This window comes from Paraburkholderia solitsugae (assembly GCF_013177695.1).
Taxonomy (GTDB): domain Bacteria; phylum Pseudomonadota; class Gammaproteobacteria; order Burkholderiales; family Burkholderiaceae; genus Paraburkholderia; species Paraburkholderia solitsugae.
On sequence record NZ_WOEY01000141.1, the window covers coordinates 21297 to 37307 of the forward strand.

A 16011-nucleotide genomic window follows, 5' to 3' on the forward strand; every position below is an offset into this window, starting at 1 on the left:
CGCTGCATTGCTGCACGGCCGCGGCGAAGCGGCAACAAGCCACATAGCGTTGCGTGCGCCGTGTTCGCTGTATGCGCTTAGCCGCTCAACCGCTCAACCGATATCGCGCAGCAGCTGCAGCAATTCAGCGGGTGAGTGCACGACATGCTGCGCGTGCCATTTCGTCGGCGGAATGTCGTTGCCGCAGTAGCCGTAGGCGGCCGCAATGGTCTTCATGCCGGCCGCGAAACCCGCCTGCACATCGCGCAGGTCGTCGCCGACGTAGACAATGCGCTCCGGCACCACATCCAGCTCGCGCGCGGCGTGCAGCAAGGGCGCAGGGTGCGGTTTCGAATGCGGGGTCGTGTCGCCGCTCACCACGCAGCCCGCGCGCTCTTCGAGGCCGAGTTGCGCGATCAGCGGCTCGGTGAGCCTTGCCGCCTTGTTCGTCACGATGCCCCAGCGCACACCTCGTGCGTCGAGATCGTCGAGCAATGCGGGGATGCCGGGAAACAGCACGGTCTCGATGCACAAGTCCGCTTCGTAGTTGGCGAGAAACTCCGCGCGCATCGACGCGAACTCGTGATCCTCAGGGCCGATGCCGAAGGCCCCGCCGATCAGCCCGCGCGCGCCCGCGGACGCGAGTGGCCGCAGGTTTTCGAGCGGCACCATCTCGAGGCTGCGATCATGGCGCATTTTGTTGACGGCGGCCGCCAGGTCAGGCGCGGTGTCGGCCAGCGTGCCGTCGAGGTCGAACAGGACAGCCGTGCAAAGACCGAGTGCATTGTCGTTGTCTTCGCGTTGGGGCAGGGGCGTGGGATCGCTCATTGATTGGATTGAGTCCGGGCAGCTCGGGGGCGGATCAGACGTCGCGGCGGCAGGCGAGCATGTAGTTCACGCTCGAGTCGGCGGACAGCGTGAAATGCTTGCTGAGCGGGTTATAAACGATACCTTTGATGTCGGTCGTGCGCAGGCCGGCGGCGCGCACGAAGCTCGCCAACTCCGACGGACGGATGAAGCGCGCGTAATCGTGCGTGCCCTTGGGCAGCATCCGCGCGATATATTCGGCGCCGATCACCGCGAACAGATACGACTTCACATTGCGGTTTAGTGTGGAGAAAAACACCCAGCCGCCTGGTTTCACCAGCGTCTTGCATGCCTCGACGATCGCGGCCGGTTCGGGCACGTGCTCGAGCATTTCCATGCAGGTGACGGCGTCGTAAGTGCCCGGTTCGCGGGCGGCGAGTGCTTCAGCGGCGATTTCTTCGTAATTGACGGTTACACCGCTTTCAAGGCTGTGAAGATCCGCCACACCGAGTGCCTGGGTCGACAGGTCGATTCCCTTCACGTGCGCCCCCAATCCTGCCATCGACTCCGACAGAATGCCGCCGCCGCAGCCGATATCCAGCACGGTTTTACCGGCGAGATGCGCGTGCGCGTCGATCCAGCTCAGGCGAATCGGATTGAGTTCATGCAGCGGTTTGAATTCGGCGTTCGGGTCCCACCAACGATGCGCGAGGTCGCTAAATTTCTGCAGTTCGTGGGGATCGGCGTTGGTCATGGCGGAAGCTGCCTCGATGAGAGCGTTGAGCGGGCGCTCGAGGATAAACCCTGAGTATATAGGCCGGGCGACGGGGCGGCAAAATGCCGCGCGGCGGCTGGCGCGTCTTATTCCGGCAGGTCGGGCGCGTACTCGGAGGAGAAGGCGAGCGGCGCCCGCACCTGCGGCATAAAAAAAGCCCCGCCGAAGCGGGGCTTTGATACTGCGGTAACTTGTAGCTTACTGCTTCGAAGTACCGACAACTTCGACTTCCACGCGACGATCCGGTGCGAGGCAAGCGACGAGTTGCTTGTGGTTCTTCTGGTTGCAACCGGTCGTGACCGGGTTGCGCTTGCCCTTGCCTTCCGTATAGATACGGTTGGATTCGATGCCCTTGCTCACGAGGTACGACTTCACAGCTTGAGCACGGCGCAGCGACAGGCGGTCGTTGTACTTGTCCGAACCGATACGGTCCGTGTAACCCGTTGCGACGATGACTTCCAGGTTCAGCGCGCCAACCTTCGATGCCAGATCGTCCAGCTTTTCCTTGCCAGCCGGCTTCAGGATAGCCTTGTCGAAGTCAAACAGAGCGTCAGCTTGATACGTAATCTTTTGGCTCGTAATAGCCGGTGCAGGTGCGACCGGAGCCGGCGGGGTCGGAGCCTGGGCAACCAGGGCGCCATCGCACTTAGCGTTGGCCGTTGCCGGCGTCCAGAATGCATCGCGCCAGCAAAGCTCGTTCGTGCCGTTCATCCACACGTATTCGCCGGTACCATTCACCCAGTTGTCGTTCGTAGCTTGTCGCGACGCCGGCACCGATTGCGCCATGGCGGATGCAGCCATAACTGCGGTAGCTGCAATGAACGCGAGCTTTGAAAGTTTATTCATATTTCTCCTCTCGAAATTGAGATTACCGCAGGTTTACTGCGAGCCTGTTGACGAAGACAAGTCATACATTGCTCGAAGTATAACATCGGTGTAGAACAAAAAACGTGCTGTGTAGACTTCGAGCAGTGTCTAACTCTTTGTGCGTTGGCATTTTGCCATATCGTTCCCTTCCAACGATAAAAAAATCTGCCCCCGATCAAATCGCCCTCCAATTGTGGTGCATGCGCAACAGAAGCAATCCGCTGAAGGCACCGCCAGTCATGGCTGAGCGGCGGATTGGCCCATGCACAAATCGAGCCTGCCCTGGTTGGATGATGGGGCGTTCAGGCGCCGTTCCCGATCGCCTGCTAATAGGTATACGTACCCCCGCCGGGGGCGGATGCGCGACATGTTAGAATCGCGTGATGCGTTGCGCCTGCAATGCTTACGCGAAGGCGCGGTTAAGTGAGCTTTACGCCGTCGCCTTGGCACGTAAAAGATACGGATAATGGATCAATTCGCCAAAGAGACTCTGCCAATCTCCCTAGAGGAGGAAATGCGCCGTTCGTATCTCGATTACGCGATGAGCGTGATCGTGGGGCGTGCGCTTCCCGATGTTCGCGATGGCCTGAAGCCGGTGCACCGGCGCGTGCTGTACGCGATGCACGAACTGAACAACGACTGGAACCGGGCTTACAAGAAGTCGGCGCGTATTGTCGGCGACGTAATCGGTAAATATCACCCGCACGGCGACACGGCTGTCTACGACACGATCGTCCGGATGGCGCAGAATTTCTCGCTGCGCTACATGCTGGTGGACGGTCAGGGCAACTTCGGTTCGGTCGACGGCGACAACGCCGCAGCGATGCGGTACACCGAAATCCGCATGGCAAAGATCGGCCACGAATTGCTGGCCGACATCGACAAGGAAACGGTCGACTTCACGCCGAACTATGACGGCAGCGAAAACGAACCGGCTATCCTGCCGGCGCGTATTCCCAATCTGCTGATCAATGGCTCGTCCGGTATCGCGGTCGGTATGGCGACCAACATCCCGCCGCACAACCTCAACGAGGTTGTCGACGCTTGTCAGCATCTGCTGAAAAACCCGGAAGCCACGATCGACGAGCTGATCGAGATCATCCCGGCGCCTGACTTCCCGACCGCCGGCATCATCTATGGCGTGGCCGGCGTGCGCGACGGCTATCGCACCGGCCGCGGCCGCGTGGTGATGCGCGCGCTCACGCACTTCGAGGAAATCGACCGCGGTCAGCGCATGTCGATCATCGTCGACGAGTTGCCGTACCAGGTAAACAAGCGCTCACTTCTGGAGCGTATCGCCGAGCTGGTCAACGAGAAGAAGCTCGAAGGCATCTCCGACATCCGCGACGAATCCGACAAGAGCGGCATGCGCGTCGTGATCGAGCTGAAGCGTGGTGAAGTGCCGGAAGTGGTGCTCAACAATCTGTATAAGGCGACCCAGCTTCAGGACACCTTCGGCATGAACATGGTCGCGCTGGTCGACGGCCAGCCGAAACTGCTGAACCTGAAGGAAATGCTGGCGTGCTTCCTGTCGCATCGCCGGGAAGTGCTGACGCGGCGCACTGTATACGAACTGCGCAAGGCCCGCGAACGGGGTCACGTGCTCGAAGGCCTGGCGGTGGCGCTCGCCAACATCGACGAGTTCATCGCGATCATCAAGGCCGCGCCGACTCCGCCGATCGCCAAGCAGGAATTGATGGCGCGTCCGTGGGATTCGTCGCTGGTGCGCGAAATGTTGTCGCGTGCCGAGACGGAAAACGCGTCGGCCGGTGGTCGTGAGGCGTATCGCCCTGACGGTTTGAATCCGTCCTTCGGTATGCAGTCCGACGGTCTTTACCGCTTGTCCGACACCCAGGCTCAGGAAATCTTGCAGATGCGTCTGCAACGCCTGACGGGTCTGGAGCAGGACAAGATCATCGGCGAGTACCGCGAAGTGATGGCGCAAATCGCCGACCTGCTGGACATTCTGGCTCGCCCGGAACGCATTACGGCGATCATCGTCGACGAGCTCACGTCGATCAAAGCCGAATTCGGCGACGCGCGCCGCTCGAAGATCGAGCTGAACGCAACCGAACTGAACACCGAAGACCTGATCACACCGCAAGAGATGGTCGTGACCATGTCGCACGCGGGCTATGTGAAATCGCAGCCGCTGTCCGAATATAGCGCGCAGAAGCGGGGTGGTCGCGGCAAACAGGCCACGGCGATGAAAGAAGACGACTGGATCGACACGCTGTTCATCGCGAACACGCACGATCACATTCTGTGCTTCTCGAATCGTGGTCGCGTGTACAGCGTGAAGGTCTACGAAGTGCCGCAAGGTTCGCGGAACTCACGCGGCCGTCCGATCGTCAATATCTTCCCGCTTCAGGACGGCGAAAAGATTACGGTTGTCTTGCCGGTGAAGGAATTCTCGGCTGACAAATTCGTCTTTATGGGCACCGCGTTAGGAACCGTAAAAAAGACGCCGTTGGAAGCCTTTGGCCGCGTGTTGCGCAAGGGTATTATTGCGGTCGGCCTGGATGACGGCGACTACCTGATCGGCGCCGCCATTACGGACGGCCAGCATGACGTGATGCTGTTCTCGGATTCGGGCAAGGCAGTGCGCTTCGACGAGAACGACGTCCGTCCGATGGGGCGCGAGGCGCGCGGTGTGCGCGGCATGCAGCTCGAAGACGGCCAGAGCGTGATTGCGTTGCTGGTGGCCGGCGACGAGCAGCAGTCGGTGCTGACCGCAACCGAAAACGGTTACGGCAAGCGCACGCTGATCACCGAGTACACGCGTCACGGGCGCGGCACGAAGGGGATGATCGCGATCCAGACGTCGGAGCGTAACGGCAAGGTCGTTGCTGCCACGCTGGTGGATCAGGAAGCGCAGATCATGCTGATCACCAATACGGGCGTGCTGATTCGTACGCGCGTATCGGAAATTCGAGAAATGGGGCGTGCAACCCAAGGTGTTACACTCATCAGCCTTGACGAAGGGACCAAGCTTTCAGGTCTGCAACAGGTTGCTGAGGCGGAAGCGGATGGTGATGTGGAAGGCGACACCGAAGGTCCTGCCGAAGGCGACAACGGCGGTGAAGACGGTGGTGCGGCCTGATCCGCGTCGGTAACTTTCAGTCTCAGTTATTGGTTGAAAGCTGCGCCGGGAATAATGGCGTATCGGGCCGATACGCGCCCCGCGCAGCTTGCAGTTCAAGTTAATTTCTCTTAGGGAGTAATGATGCAAAAACGATTCAAACAACTGATGTTGCTGGCTGCTCTCGTGCCGACCTTTGCTATGGCTCAAGCGCTTCAGAGCCCGGCTCCGGCGGCTCCGGCTGCTGCCGCGGCACCGGTTGATCCGGCCAAGCAGGCTGCAATCAAGGACCTGCTGGACGCAATCGACGCACAGAAGCTGGTTGGCGCAATCGGCAATAGCGCGCAAATGCAAGCTAAGCAACTGGTTCCGGCCATCCTGTCGGACGCCCTGAGCGAAAACAAGACGATGACGGACAAGCAGAAGCAGGCTTCCGTCCCGACGCTGCAAAAGAATGCAGTGCCGAAGCTGGTTGACGGCGCAGGCCAGGTGTTTGCAACTGACTCCTTCCGTCAAGACGCTATGCAAGCTCAGTACGACGCTTACGCGAAGTACTACAGCACGTCGGAAATCAAGGATCTGACCGCGTTCTACAAGAGCCCGACCGGCCGCAAGTTCATCCAGGTGCAAGACCAGGTTGGCCGCGACGTCGTGAACGGCTTGATGCAAAAGTACATGCCGCAATCGATCAAGGCAACGCGTGACGAGGCCGACAAGGAAGTCGCTTCGGTCAAGCCGGCTAAGTAAGTTGACGAAGTTAGTCGGCTAACCTGGCCGACTAACCAAGCCAAAAGGTCGAAAGGCTGCGCTGACATCGCGCTAGCCGCCGCTCGGCAAGCTATACGGCGTGCCGGGTTTGGCGGGTTGGCGGTGACAATGCGATAATGGCCGTTTGCGCACACGCGCAGACGGCCATTTTCTTTTTGGGCGCGAAACTGGTGTCGAACACGTGTTGCCAAGCGCGCGTCGTCAAACTCGTGCTGTCGAGTTCGCGTCGCTAATTTTGCAGTGGCGGCCTTCGCGGCTGTCAACTTCGCCGATTTTTGCGCGATCTGTTCGTTTTTCGCGCCAGCTTCCAGGATCTCACGATGCGCGTCTTTAATTTCTCCGCCGGCCCCGCTGCCATGCCCGAAGAAGTGCTGCGTCATGCAGCCGACGAGATGCTCAATTGGCAGGGCAGTGGCATGAGCGTGATGGAAATGAGCCATCGCGGCAAAGAGTTCATGTCGATTCATGAGGAAGCGCTCGTCGATTTGCGCGATCTGCTCAATGTGCCGGCAAGCCACCGGATTCTGTTCCTGCAGGGCGGAGGGCTGGGTGAAAACGCGATCGTGCCGATGAATCTGATGGGCGCGAAAGCGCGCGCGGATTTCGTCGTGACCGGTTCATGGTCGCAGAAATCGTTCAAGGAAGCGCAAAAGTACGGCACGGCGCATCTTGCCGCGAGCGGGCAGACCGCCGAGGGCTTCACGCGGGCGCCGGCGCGCGCGGAATGGCAACTGTCGGACGATCCGGCGTACGTGCATCTGTGCACCAACGAGACCATTCACGGTGTCGAGACGTTCGAGATTCCCGATCTCGGCAATATTCCGCTGGTGGCCGACGCCTCGTCGCACATCCTGTCGCGTCCGATGGACATTGCCAAATACGGCGTGCTGTTCGGCGGCGCGCAGAAGAACATCGGCATGGCGGGTGTGACCGTCGTGATCGTGCGCGAAGACATGCTGGATCGCGCGCAAGCGATCTGCCCGTCGGCGTTCGAATGGAAAACCGTCGCCGAAAACAATTCGATGTACAACACGCCGCCCACGTACGCGATTTACGTCGCGGGGCTGGTGTTCAAGTGGTTGAAGAAGCAGGGCGGCCTTGCCGCGATGGAAGCGCGTAACCTCGAAAAATCGAAGCTATTGTACGACGCGATCGATTCGAGCAGCTTCTATCTGAATAAGGTCGAGCGTGGCTCGCGTTCGCGGATGAACGTACCGTTTTTCCTCGCCGACGAGTCGCGCAACGAAGATTTCCTGGCCGGCGCGAAAGCGCGGGGAATGGTGCAGCTAAAGGGCCACAAGTCCGTCGGCGGCATGCGGGCGTCGATTTATAACGCCGTCCCGCTCGAGGGCGTCAAAGCGCTTGTCGAATACATGAAGGAATTCGAACAGCGCAGCGCCTGAGGTCGAGGCGCGCGCATCCTTTCCAGCAGTTACCCGGCAGGGCCGTATTCACGCATGGACGACGAACTCAATAACCGACTCAAACCCCTTCGCGAACGCATCGACGCGCTCGACGCGCAACTCATCGCGCTCCTCAATCAGCGCGCCGCGGTGGCGCTCGAAGTGGGCGAGGTCAAGAAGCATTTCAACGCGCCGGTGTTCCGCCCTGAGCGCGAGCAGCAGGTGATCGCACGCCTGCAGGATATGAGCGCGGGCCCGCTGGCCAGCGAGCATATCAGCGCGATCTGGCGCGAGATCATGGCCGCGAGCCGCGCGCTCGAAAAGACCATCAAGGCCGCGTATCTCGGTCCGGTCGGCACGTATAGCGAACAGGCCATGCATGAGTACTTCGGTCAGTCGATCGAAGGTCTGCCGTGCCCGTCGATCGACGAAGTATTTCGCTCGGTCGAAGCAGGTGCCGCCGAGTTCGGCGTTGTGCCGGTCGAAAATTCGACCGAAGGCGCAGTGTCGCGCACGCTCGATCTGCTGCTGCAAACCCAGCTCACGATTGGCGGCGAACTGGCCTTGCCGATTCACCACAATCTTCTGACGCTGAACGGCGGCCTCACCGGCGTGACGCGGGTGTGCGCGCACGCACAGGCGCTCGCCCAGTGCCAGCGCTGGCTCGCGACCAACGCGCCGCATCTCGAGCGGCAGGCGGTGTCGAGCAATGCCGAAGCCGCGCGCATGGCCGCGGAAGATCCGACTGTCGCTGCGATCGCCGGCGATCGCGCGGCGACGCATTACGGTTTGCAAGTCGCCTATGCCCTGATCCAGGACGATCCGCACAACCGCACGCGTTTCGTGATGATCGGCAAGGAGCGCACCGGCGTCAGCGGGCACGACCAGACGTCGTTGATCGTTTCGGTGGCGAACGAGCCGGGTGCCGTGTTCAAGCTGCTGGAGCCGTTGGCGCGCCATAGCGTATCGATGACCCGTTTCGAGTCGCGCCCGGCGCGCGTCGGCACGTGGGAGTACTACTTCTATATCGACGTCGAAGGCCATCGCGACGAGCCGGCGGTCGCTGCCGCGCTGACAGAACTCGGCCAGAAGGCCGCGTTCCTGAAGATTCTCGGCTCGTATCCGCGCGCCCGTTGATGTCGGCTCAGGCGCGCGCACGTCACTTGGGCGCGCCTGTCGCAGGTTCACTTACTACTAATTAGTCGTTCGGAGATTTTCATGACAACGTCCTTCGGTCCTTCCTATGTGCGCGCGATCGCGCCTTACATCGCCGGCAAGCCGATTTCGGAAGTGGCCCGCGAGTTTGGTCTCGACGAAGCGACCATCGTGAAGCTCGCGTCGAATGAAAATCCGCTCGGCATGCCGGAATCGGCGCAACGCGCCATGGCGCAAGCGGCCAGCGAACTCGGCCGCTATCCGGACGCGAACGCATTCGAACTGAAGGCAGCGCTGAGCGAGCGTTACGGCGTGCCGGCCGACTGGGTCACGCTCGGCAACGGCAGCAACGACATTCTCGAAATTGCCGCGCATGCGTTGGTCGAGAAGGGCCAGTCGATCGTCTACGCGCAATACTCGTTCGCGGTCTACGCGCTCGCCACGCAAGGCGTGGGCGCGCGTGCGATCGTCGTGCCGGCCGTCAAGTACGGCCACGACCTCGACGCGATGCTCGCCGCGATCACGGACGACACCCGCCTGCTCTTCGTCGCGAACCCGAACAACCCGACTGGCACGTTCATCGAAGGCGCCAAGCTCGAAGCGTTTCTCGACAAGGTGCCGCGTCACGTGGTCGTCGTGCTCGACGAGGCGTACACGGAATATCTGCCGGAAGAGAAGCGCTACGACTCGATCGCGTGGGTGCGCCGTTTTCCGAATCTGCTGGTGTCGCGCACGTTCTCGAAGGCGTTTGGTCTCGCCGGCTTGCGTGTCGGCTTTGCCATCGGGCAGCCTGAGTTGACCGATCTGCTGAACCGTCTGCGTCAGCCGTTCAACGTGAACACGCTGGCGCAAGCCGCGGCGATCGCGGCGCTGAACGACAAGGCGTTTCTGGACAGGAGCGCGGCCTTGAATGCGCAAGGCTATCGCCGCCTGACCGAAGCGTTCGACAAACTCGGCCTCGAATATGTGCCGTCGGACGGCAACTTCGTGCTGGTGCGCGTCGGCAGCGACGACGCAGCCGGCAACCGCGTCAACCTCGCGTTGCTTAAACAGGGCGTGATCGTTCGCCCGGTCGGCAACTACGGTTTGCCGCAATGGCTGCGCATCACGATCGGTCTGCCGGAAGAAAACGAAGCGTTCCTCGCGGCGCTCGAAAAGACGCTCGCTGCCGCGTAAGCGGTTGACCTTGACCCGCGCGCCTCACTTCATGAAAAGCGCGCTTTTTCTGTGACCGACGTGGCCGCTTTCTCTTTTAACAAGCTGGTGATTTTCGGTGTCGGCCTGATCGGCGGATCGCTCGCGCGCGCGTTGCGTGAGCGGGGCGAGCGGGGTGAGGCAGCAGGTGCGCGAACCGTGATTGGCGCAGGGCGTTCATCCGCGTCGACGGCGCGCGCGCTTGAGTTGGGCGTGATCGACGGATCCGCGGCGTTGAGCGACGACGCGGCGTTGCGCGCCGCGCTGTCCGGCGCGGATATCGTGTTGCTTGCCGCGCCGGTTGCGCAGACACAACCGCTGCTCGAACGCATTGCGCCGTTTCTCGACGCGGACACGATCGTCACCGATGCCGGCAGCACCAAGTCCGACGTGGTTGCTTCCGCTCGCGCGGCGCTCGGTGCGCGCATCGGCCAGTTCGTGCCGGGGCATCCGATTGCCGGCCGTGAGGCGAGCGGCCCGGATGCGGCGTTGCCCGACCTGTACGTCAACCGTAACGTCGTGTTGTGCCCGCTGCCGGAGAACGCGCCCGAAGCCGTCGAGCGTGTTGCCGCGATGTGGCGTGCTACCGGCGCCTGTGTGCGCGACATGACGCCCGAGCAGCATGACCGTGTGCTCGCCTCGGTCAGCCATTTGCCGCACGTTTTGTCTTTCGCGCTGGTCGAGCAGATTCTCAATTCGCCCGACGCCGCGTTGAAATTCTCATTCGCCGCCGGCGGTTTCCGTGACTTCACGCGCATCGCCGCGTCGAGCCCGGAAATGTGGCGCGACGTGTGCGTGGCGAATCGCGTTGCGTTGCTCAACGAACTGGATGCCTACACGGCGGTGCTCGCGCGTTTGCGCGCGGCGATCGACGCCGCCGACGGCGCCGCGCTCGAAGCCGTGTTCGCGCGCTCGCGCACCGCGCGTACCGAGTGGCAGGAACAGCGCATTAACGCGGCCGCCTTGGGCGACGCGTCGAAATAACCGGAACTGGACTCAATCATGGAATTCCTCGATCTCGGACCATTTTCTCGTGCGTCCGGCACGGTTCGTTTGCCCGGTTCGAAAAGCATTTCGAATCGTGTGCTGCTGCTCGCGGCGCTCGCCGAAGGCGAAACGACGATCACGAACCTGCTCGACTCCGACGACACCCGCGTGATGCTCGACGCGCTCGAAAAGCTCGGCGTGCGTTTGAAGCGCGAAGGCGACACCTGTGTCGTGACCGGCACGCGTGGCGCATTCACGGCGCGCACGGCCGATCTGTTCCTCGGCAACGCCGGCACGGCCGTGCGTCCGCTGGCCGCGGCGCTCGCGGTGAATGGCGGCAACTATCGTATTCACGGCGTGCCGCGTATGCACGAGCGGCCGATCGGCGATCTGGTCGACGGCTTGCGGCAGATCGGCGCGAAGATCGACTACGAAGAGAATGACGGCTATCCGCCGCTGCGGATTCGCCCGGCGCAGATTCTGGCCGACGCACCGATCCGCGTGCGCGGCGACGTCTCGAGCCAGTTCCTGACCTCGCTTCTGATGACGCTGCCGCTGCTGCGCACCGAAAGCGGCGTGACCACCGTGCAGGTGGACGGCGAACTGATCTCGAAGCCCTACATCGAGATCACGATCAAGCTGATGGAGCACTTCGGCATCAAGGTCGAGCGCAACGGCTGGCATCAGTTCGTCGTGCCGGCAGGACAGCGCTATCAATCGCCGGGCACCATCATGGTGGAAGGCGATGCGTCGTCGGCGTCGTATTTCCTCGCGGCCGGCGCGCTCGGCGGCGGCCCGCTGCGGGTGGAAGGCGTTGGCCGGGCCAGCATCCAGGGCGACGTCGGCTTTGCCGATGCGCTCATCAAGATGGGTGCAAACCTGCAGATGGGCGATGACTGGATCGAAGTGCGCGGCGTGGGCAACGACAACGGCAAGCTCGATCCGATCGACATGGACTTCAACCTTATTCCCGATGCCGCGATGACGATCGCCGTTGCTGCGCTGTTCGCGGACGGTACCAGCACGCTGCGCAACATTGCCAGTTGGCGCGTCAAAGAGACCGACCGGATCGCGGCGATGGCGACCGAGCTGCGCAAGGTCGGCGCGAAGGTGCAGGAGGGCGAGGATTTCCTCGTTGTCACGCCGCCTGAAAAGCTGATTCCGAACGCTGCGATCGATACCTACGACGATCACCGCATGGCGATGTGCTTCTCGCTCGTGAGCCTGGGCGGCGTGCCGATCCGGATCAACGACCCGAAATGCGTCGGCAAGACTTTCCCCGATTATTTCGAGCGCTTCACAGCGCTCGCTCAACCCTGATTCGTTCCCGAATCGACTGACGTGCGACTTTTTCGATGAAACCGATCCGTCCCTTTCACCAAACGCCCGTCATTACGATCGACGGCCCCAGCGCCTCTGGCAAAGGCACCGTGGCCGCGCTGGTTGCCGCGAATCTCGGCTTCCACTTGCTGGATAGCGGCGCGTTGTACCGGCTCGCCGCGCTGGCCAGCATGCGCTACAACATCGCGGCGGATGACGCCGACGCCCTTGTCAGCCTGATCGACGATCTGCACATCACCTTTCGCGAGGGGTTGGCGCAGCTCGACGGCAACGACGTATCGGCCGACATTCGCGCGGAGGAAGTCGGCAGCCGCGCCTCGGCAATTGCCGTGCACGCGCCCGTGCGAACCGCGCTGGTGGCCCGTCAGCGGGCTTTCCGTAAGGAACCGGGGCTGGTCGCCGACGGCCGCGACATGGGCACGGTGATCTTCCAGGACGCCATGTTGAAGGTGTTCATGACCGCCAGCGTCGAGGCCCGTGCGGCGCGCCGGCATAAGCAATTGATCCAAAAAGGATTTTCTGCTAATATAGAGGACTTGCTCCGGGATTTGCGTGAGCGCGACGAGCGTGACAGTCAGCGCGCGGCCGCGCCGCTCAAGCCCGCAGCGGATGCAAAGCTGCTTGATACCTCCGCATTATCCATCGACGAAGCGGTCGAACAGGTGGTGCAGTGGTATGAAGCATGGGTCCCGCATGCCTGATGTCCGGGCAGTGGGCGCAGTAGAAAAGAAGTGAGAAGCAACGTTGTCAGTAGGTGCTCCGCGTGTGTCGTGGAGCGTGTTTAAACCCCTTAACCCCGCGTGGCATTCGCATTCTTGCCGTTGTAGCTGACCGTCCGGCCAGCCGGGCACCGCGAGAACCATGCAAATTTTGATTTTTATGTCCGACCTGCAAACTTCCAACCCGAATACCGAATCTTTTGCGGCTCTGTTCGAAGAGTCGCTGACCAAGCAAGACATGCGCGCCGGCGAAGTGATCTCCGCCGAAGTCGTGCGTGTTGACCACAACTTCGTGGTCGTCAACGCTGGTCTCAAGTCCGAAGCCTACATCCCGCTCGAAGAGTTCCTGAACGACGCGGGCGAGGTAGAAGTGCAGGCGGGCGACTTCGTTTCCGTCGCGATCGACGCGCTGGAAAACGGCTATGGCGACACGATCCTGTCGCGCGACAAGGCGAAGCGCCTGGCTTCGTGGCTGTCGCTGGAAAAGGCTCTCGACAACAACGAACTCGTGACCGGCACGATCACGGGCAAGGTCAAGGGCGGCATGACCGTCATGGTCAACGGCATCCGCGCGTTCCTGCCGGGTTCGCTGGTTGACACGCGTCCGGTCAAGGACACGACCCCGTACGAAGGCAAGACGCTGGAATTCCGCGTCATCAAGCTCGACCGCAAGCGTAACAACGTCGTGCTGTCGCGCCGTGCTGTGATCGAAGCGACCCAAGGCGAAGAGCGCGCAAAGCTGCTCGAAACGCTGAAGGAAGGCGCGATCGTGGAAGGCGTGGTGAAGAACATCACCGATTACGGCGCATTCGTGGACCTCGGCGGTATCGACGGCCTGCTGCACATCACCGACATCGCATGGCGTCGTGTGCGTCACCCGAGCGAAGTGCTGTCGGTTGGCCAGGAAGTCACCGCGAAGATCCTCAAGTTCGATCAAGAGAAGAACCGCGTTTCGCTGGGTATCAAGCAACTGGGCGACGATCCGTGGGAAGGCATTTCCCGCCGTTACCCGTCGGGCACGCGCCTGTTCGGTAAGGTCACCAACATCACCGACTACGGCGCATTCGTCGAAGTGGAATCGGGCATCGAAGGCCTGGTTCACGTGTCGGAAATGGACTGGACGAACAAGAACGTTGCACCGTCGAAGGTTGTTCAGCTGGGCGACGAAGTCGAAGTCATGGTTCTCGAAATCGACGAAGACCGCCGCCGTATCAGCCTCGGCATGAAGCAATGCAAGCCGAACCCGTGGGACGACTTCAGCCGCAACTTCAAGAAGGGCGACAAGCTGCAAGGCGCAATCAAGTCGATCACCGACTTCGGCGTCTTCATCGGTCTGCCGGGCGGCATCGACGGTCTGGTTCACCTGTCGGACCTGTCGTGGAGCGAAACGGGCGAAGAAGCGGTTCGCAAGTACAAGAAGGGCGACGAAGTGGAAGCGATCGTTCTCGGCATCGACGTCGAGAAGGAACGCATTTCGCTGGGTATCAAGCAGCTCGAAGGCGACCCGTTCAGCAACTTCGTTGCCATGAACGACAAGGGTTCGATCGTCGACGGCGTGGTCAAGACGGTAGATGCGAAGGGTGCAGTGGTTCAGCTGTCGGCGGAAGTCGAAGGCTATCTGCGCGCTTCGGAACTGTCGCAAGACCGTGTGGAAGATGCTCGCAACGTGCTGAAGGACGGCGACAAGGTCAACGCGATGATCATCAACATCGATCGCAAGTCGCGTGGTATCAACCTGTCGATCAAGGCCAAGGATTCGGCTGAGCAACAGGAAGCGATCCGCGGCCTGGCTTCGTCGGATTCGAGCTCGGCTGCTACCGGCACGACGAACCTCGGCGCGCTGCTGAAGGCCAAGCTCGACGGTCAGAACCAGTAATTGAGGAACGCCCCCAAACCTGTCGTTTCGTGGCAGGCCCCCCTAGGGGGACAGAAAAACATGGGGGTGGCCCGGCGTTTTCTTGAGAGGTCTGCTGCAGTATGACCAAATCGGAATTGGTCGCCCAGCTGGCTACGCGATTTCCGCAGCTTGTACTTAAAGATGCGGATTTCGCGGTGAAGACGATGCTTGATGCGATGTCGGAGGCGCTTGCCAACGGTCATCGCATTGAAATTCGCGGCTTCGGCAGCTTCGGCCTTAATCGTCGTCCCTCCCGCGTCGGGCGTAATCCGAAGTCGGGCGAGAAGGTGCTGGTACCTGAGAAGTACGTACCGCATTTCAAGCCGGGCAAGGAATTGCGCGAGCGGGTAGACCGACGTTCGGGCGAGCCGCTGAAGGCCGACGAGCCGGATGACGACGACCTGTAAATGCTTCGCTGCGCGGTTTGCAGCATGGCATTGGTAGCGTCAGCGGCCAAAGCCAGACGGCAAAAGACCAGAAAAAGCGCCTTCGGGCGCTTTTTTTTCGTCCGCTTTTTCCTCCGTTACGCCCGGCACATTCCCCAATCGAACACACCTGCCCACGCATCCTTTTGCGGCAAGATAAACCTCGCGTAAGTCCGCTATCAGCCACTTCCTGCCCAGCCGCGAGGGCATCCATTACAATACGGGTCACTTCGGCGCGGGCAACACCGTGGCGCGACGCGTCATCAAGCCGGCGTCACCCCGCAACTGCCGTCAAGAGACCTATTCATGAAATTTATCGTCTGGCTGATCCGTGTGCTGGTGTTCGTGCTCCTGCTGGTGCTCGCGCTCTCCAATACGCAACCTGCTACGCTGAATTTCCTCGCTGGCTACGCGTGGTCGGCGCCTTTGATTCTGATCGGCCTCGCGTTCTTCGTGGTGGGGCTGCTGGCCGGGCTGGTATCGTCGATGCCGGCCATGGTGCGCCTGCGCATAGAGAATGGCCGGCTCAAGCGCGAGTTGCGTGTGGCGCGCGAAGCCCCCGTCGTGGTCGAACAACCGCCCATGCCGCCGCTGATCTAAGTTGTCTTCTGC

14 protein-coding genes are annotated in these 16011 nt (G+C 61.4%); 11 read left to right on the forward strand and 3 right to left on the reverse strand.

Annotated elements, in window-relative coordinates; translation table 11 throughout:
• Window positions 1-93: 93 nt before the first annotated feature.
• From GNZ12_RS36440 to ompA, 3 genes are all read right to left on the reverse strand, one after another.
• Window positions 94-807: an HAD family hydrolase gene (locus tag GNZ12_RS36440; RefSeq protein ID WP_074282559.1), complete on the reverse strand. Its 714-nt coding sequence runs from the start codon at window positions 805-807 to the stop codon at window positions 94-96.
• Between the two features lie 34 nt (window positions 808-841).
• Window positions 842-1540: a bifunctional 2-polyprenyl-6-hydroxyphenol methylase/3-demethylubiquinol 3-O-methyltransferase UbiG gene (ubiG, locus tag GNZ12_RS36445; protein WP_172316862.1), complete on the reverse strand. Its 699-nt coding sequence runs from the start codon at window positions 1538-1540 to the stop codon at window positions 842-844.
• Between the two features lie 219 nt (window positions 1541-1759).
• Window positions 1760-2407 carry an outer membrane protein OmpA gene (ompA, locus tag GNZ12_RS36450; RefSeq protein WP_063496925.1) on the reverse strand — a complete coding sequence of 216 codons (648 nt, stop codon included), beginning with the start codon at window positions 2405-2407 and terminating at the stop codon, window positions 1760-1762.
• Window positions 2408-2894: 487 nt separating this feature from the next.
• On the opposite strand from ompA, the gene gyrA reads away from it, so the two are divergent.
• The 11 genes from gyrA (at window position 2895) to GNZ12_RS36505 (ending at window position 15999) form a co-directional block, all read left to right on the forward strand.
• A complete protein-coding gene (gyrA, locus tag GNZ12_RS36455; RefSeq protein ID WP_172316864.1) occupies window positions 2895-5531 on the forward strand; it encodes a DNA gyrase subunit A in 2637 nt (878 codons plus the stop codon).
• A gap of 123 nt (window positions 5532-5654) precedes the next feature.
• A complete protein-coding gene (locus tag GNZ12_RS36460; RefSeq protein WP_172316866.1) occupies window positions 5655-6257 on the forward strand; it encodes a DUF2059 domain-containing protein in 603 nt (200 codons plus the stop codon).
• 341 nt (window positions 6258-6598) lie between these two features.
• Window positions 6599-7681, forward strand: a complete 1083-nt coding sequence (gene serC, locus GNZ12_RS36465; RefSeq protein ID WP_172316868.1) for a 3-phosphoserine/phosphohydroxythreonine transaminase — start codon at window positions 6599-6601, stop codon at window positions 7679-7681.
• Between the two features lie 54 nt (window positions 7682-7735).
• Window positions 7736-8818, forward strand: a complete 1083-nt coding sequence (pheA, locus tag GNZ12_RS36470) for a prephenate dehydratase (protein ID WP_172316870.1) — start codon at window positions 7736-7738, stop codon at window positions 8816-8818.
• An 81-nt stretch (window positions 8819-8899) separates the two neighbouring features.
• On the forward strand, window positions 8900-10012 hold the full coding sequence (gene hisC / locus GNZ12_RS36475; RefSeq protein WP_172316872.1) for a histidinol-phosphate transaminase: 1113 nt from the start codon (window positions 8900-8902) through the stop codon (window positions 10010-10012).
• A gap of 51 nt (window positions 10013-10063) precedes the next feature.
• Window positions 10064-11014 carry a prephenate dehydrogenase gene (locus GNZ12_RS36480; protein ID WP_172316874.1) on the forward strand — a complete coding sequence of 317 codons (951 nt, stop codon included), beginning with the start codon at window positions 10064-10066 and terminating at the stop codon, window positions 11012-11014.
• An 18-nt stretch (window positions 11015-11032) separates the two neighbouring features.
• Window positions 11033-12337 carry a 3-phosphoshikimate 1-carboxyvinyltransferase gene (gene aroA, locus GNZ12_RS36485; protein ID WP_172316876.1) on the forward strand — a complete coding sequence of 435 codons (1305 nt, stop codon included), beginning with the start codon at window positions 11033-11035 and terminating at the stop codon, window positions 12335-12337.
• Between the two features lie 35 nt (window positions 12338-12372).
• Entirely contained in the window at window positions 12373-13059 is a 687-nt protein-coding gene (gene cmk / locus GNZ12_RS36490; protein WP_172316878.1) for a (d)CMP kinase, read from the forward strand.
• 160 nt (window positions 13060-13219) lie between these two features.
• The gene (rpsA, locus tag GNZ12_RS36495; RefSeq protein WP_074282568.1) at window positions 13220-14953 is read left to right on the forward strand and encodes a 30S ribosomal protein S1; all 1734 of its coding nucleotides are present in this window, start codon (window positions 13220-13222) and stop codon (window positions 14951-14953) included.
• A 101-nt stretch (window positions 14954-15054) separates the two neighbouring features.
• The gene (locus tag GNZ12_RS36500) at window positions 15055-15381 is read left to right on the forward strand and encodes an integration host factor subunit beta (protein WP_028200079.1); all 327 of its coding nucleotides are present in this window, start codon (window positions 15055-15057) and stop codon (window positions 15379-15381) included.
• Between the two features lie 324 nt (window positions 15382-15705).
• On the forward strand, window positions 15706-15999 hold the full coding sequence (locus GNZ12_RS36505) for a LapA family protein (RefSeq protein ID WP_172316881.1): 294 nt from the start codon (window positions 15706-15708) through the stop codon (window positions 15997-15999).
• Window positions 16000-16011: the final 12 nt, after the last annotated feature.

Bases quoted from the DNA above. Each gene is read 5' to 3' on its own strand.
- GNZ12_RS36440 (WP_074282559.1), bottom strand. From the start codon at position 807: ATGAGCGATCCCACGCCCCTGCCCCAACGCGAAGACAACGACAATGCA.
- ubiG (WP_172316862.1), bottom strand. From the start codon at position 1,540: ATGACCAACGCCGATCCCCACGAACTGCAGAAATTTAGCGACCTCGCG.
- ompA (WP_063496925.1), bottom strand. From the start codon at position 2,407: ATGAATAAACTTTCAAAGCTCGCGTTCATTGCAGCTACCGCAGTTATG.
- gyrA (WP_172316864.1), top strand. From the start codon at position 2,895: ATGGATCAATTCGCCAAAGAGACTCTGCCAATCTCCCTAGAGGAGGAA.
- GNZ12_RS36460 (WP_172316866.1), top strand. From the start codon at position 5,655: ATGCAAAAACGATTCAAACAACTGATGTTGCTGGCTGCTCTCGTGCCG.
- serC (WP_172316868.1), top strand. From the start codon at position 6,599: ATGCGCGTCTTTAATTTCTCCGCCGGCCCCGCTGCCATGCCCGAAGAA.
- pheA (WP_172316870.1), top strand. From the start codon at position 7,736: ATGGACGACGAACTCAATAACCGACTCAAACCCCTTCGCGAACGCATC.
- hisC (WP_172316872.1), top strand. From the start codon at position 8,900: ATGACAACGTCCTTCGGTCCTTCCTATGTGCGCGCGATCGCGCCTTAC.
- aroA (WP_172316876.1), top strand. From the start codon at position 11,033: ATGGAATTCCTCGATCTCGGACCATTTTCTCGTGCGTCCGGCACGGTT.
- cmk (WP_172316878.1), top strand. From the start codon at position 12,373: ATGAAACCGATCCGTCCCTTTCACCAAACGCCCGTCATTACGATCGAC.
- rpsA (WP_074282568.1), top strand. From the start codon at position 13,220: ATGCAAATTTTGATTTTTATGTCCGACCTGCAAACTTCCAACCCGAAT.
- GNZ12_RS36500 (WP_028200079.1), top strand. From the start codon at position 15,055: ATGACCAAATCGGAATTGGTCGCCCAGCTGGCTACGCGATTTCCGCAG.
- GNZ12_RS36505 (WP_172316881.1), top strand. From the start codon at position 15,706: ATGAAATTTATCGTCTGGCTGATCCGTGTGCTGGTGTTCGTGCTCCTG.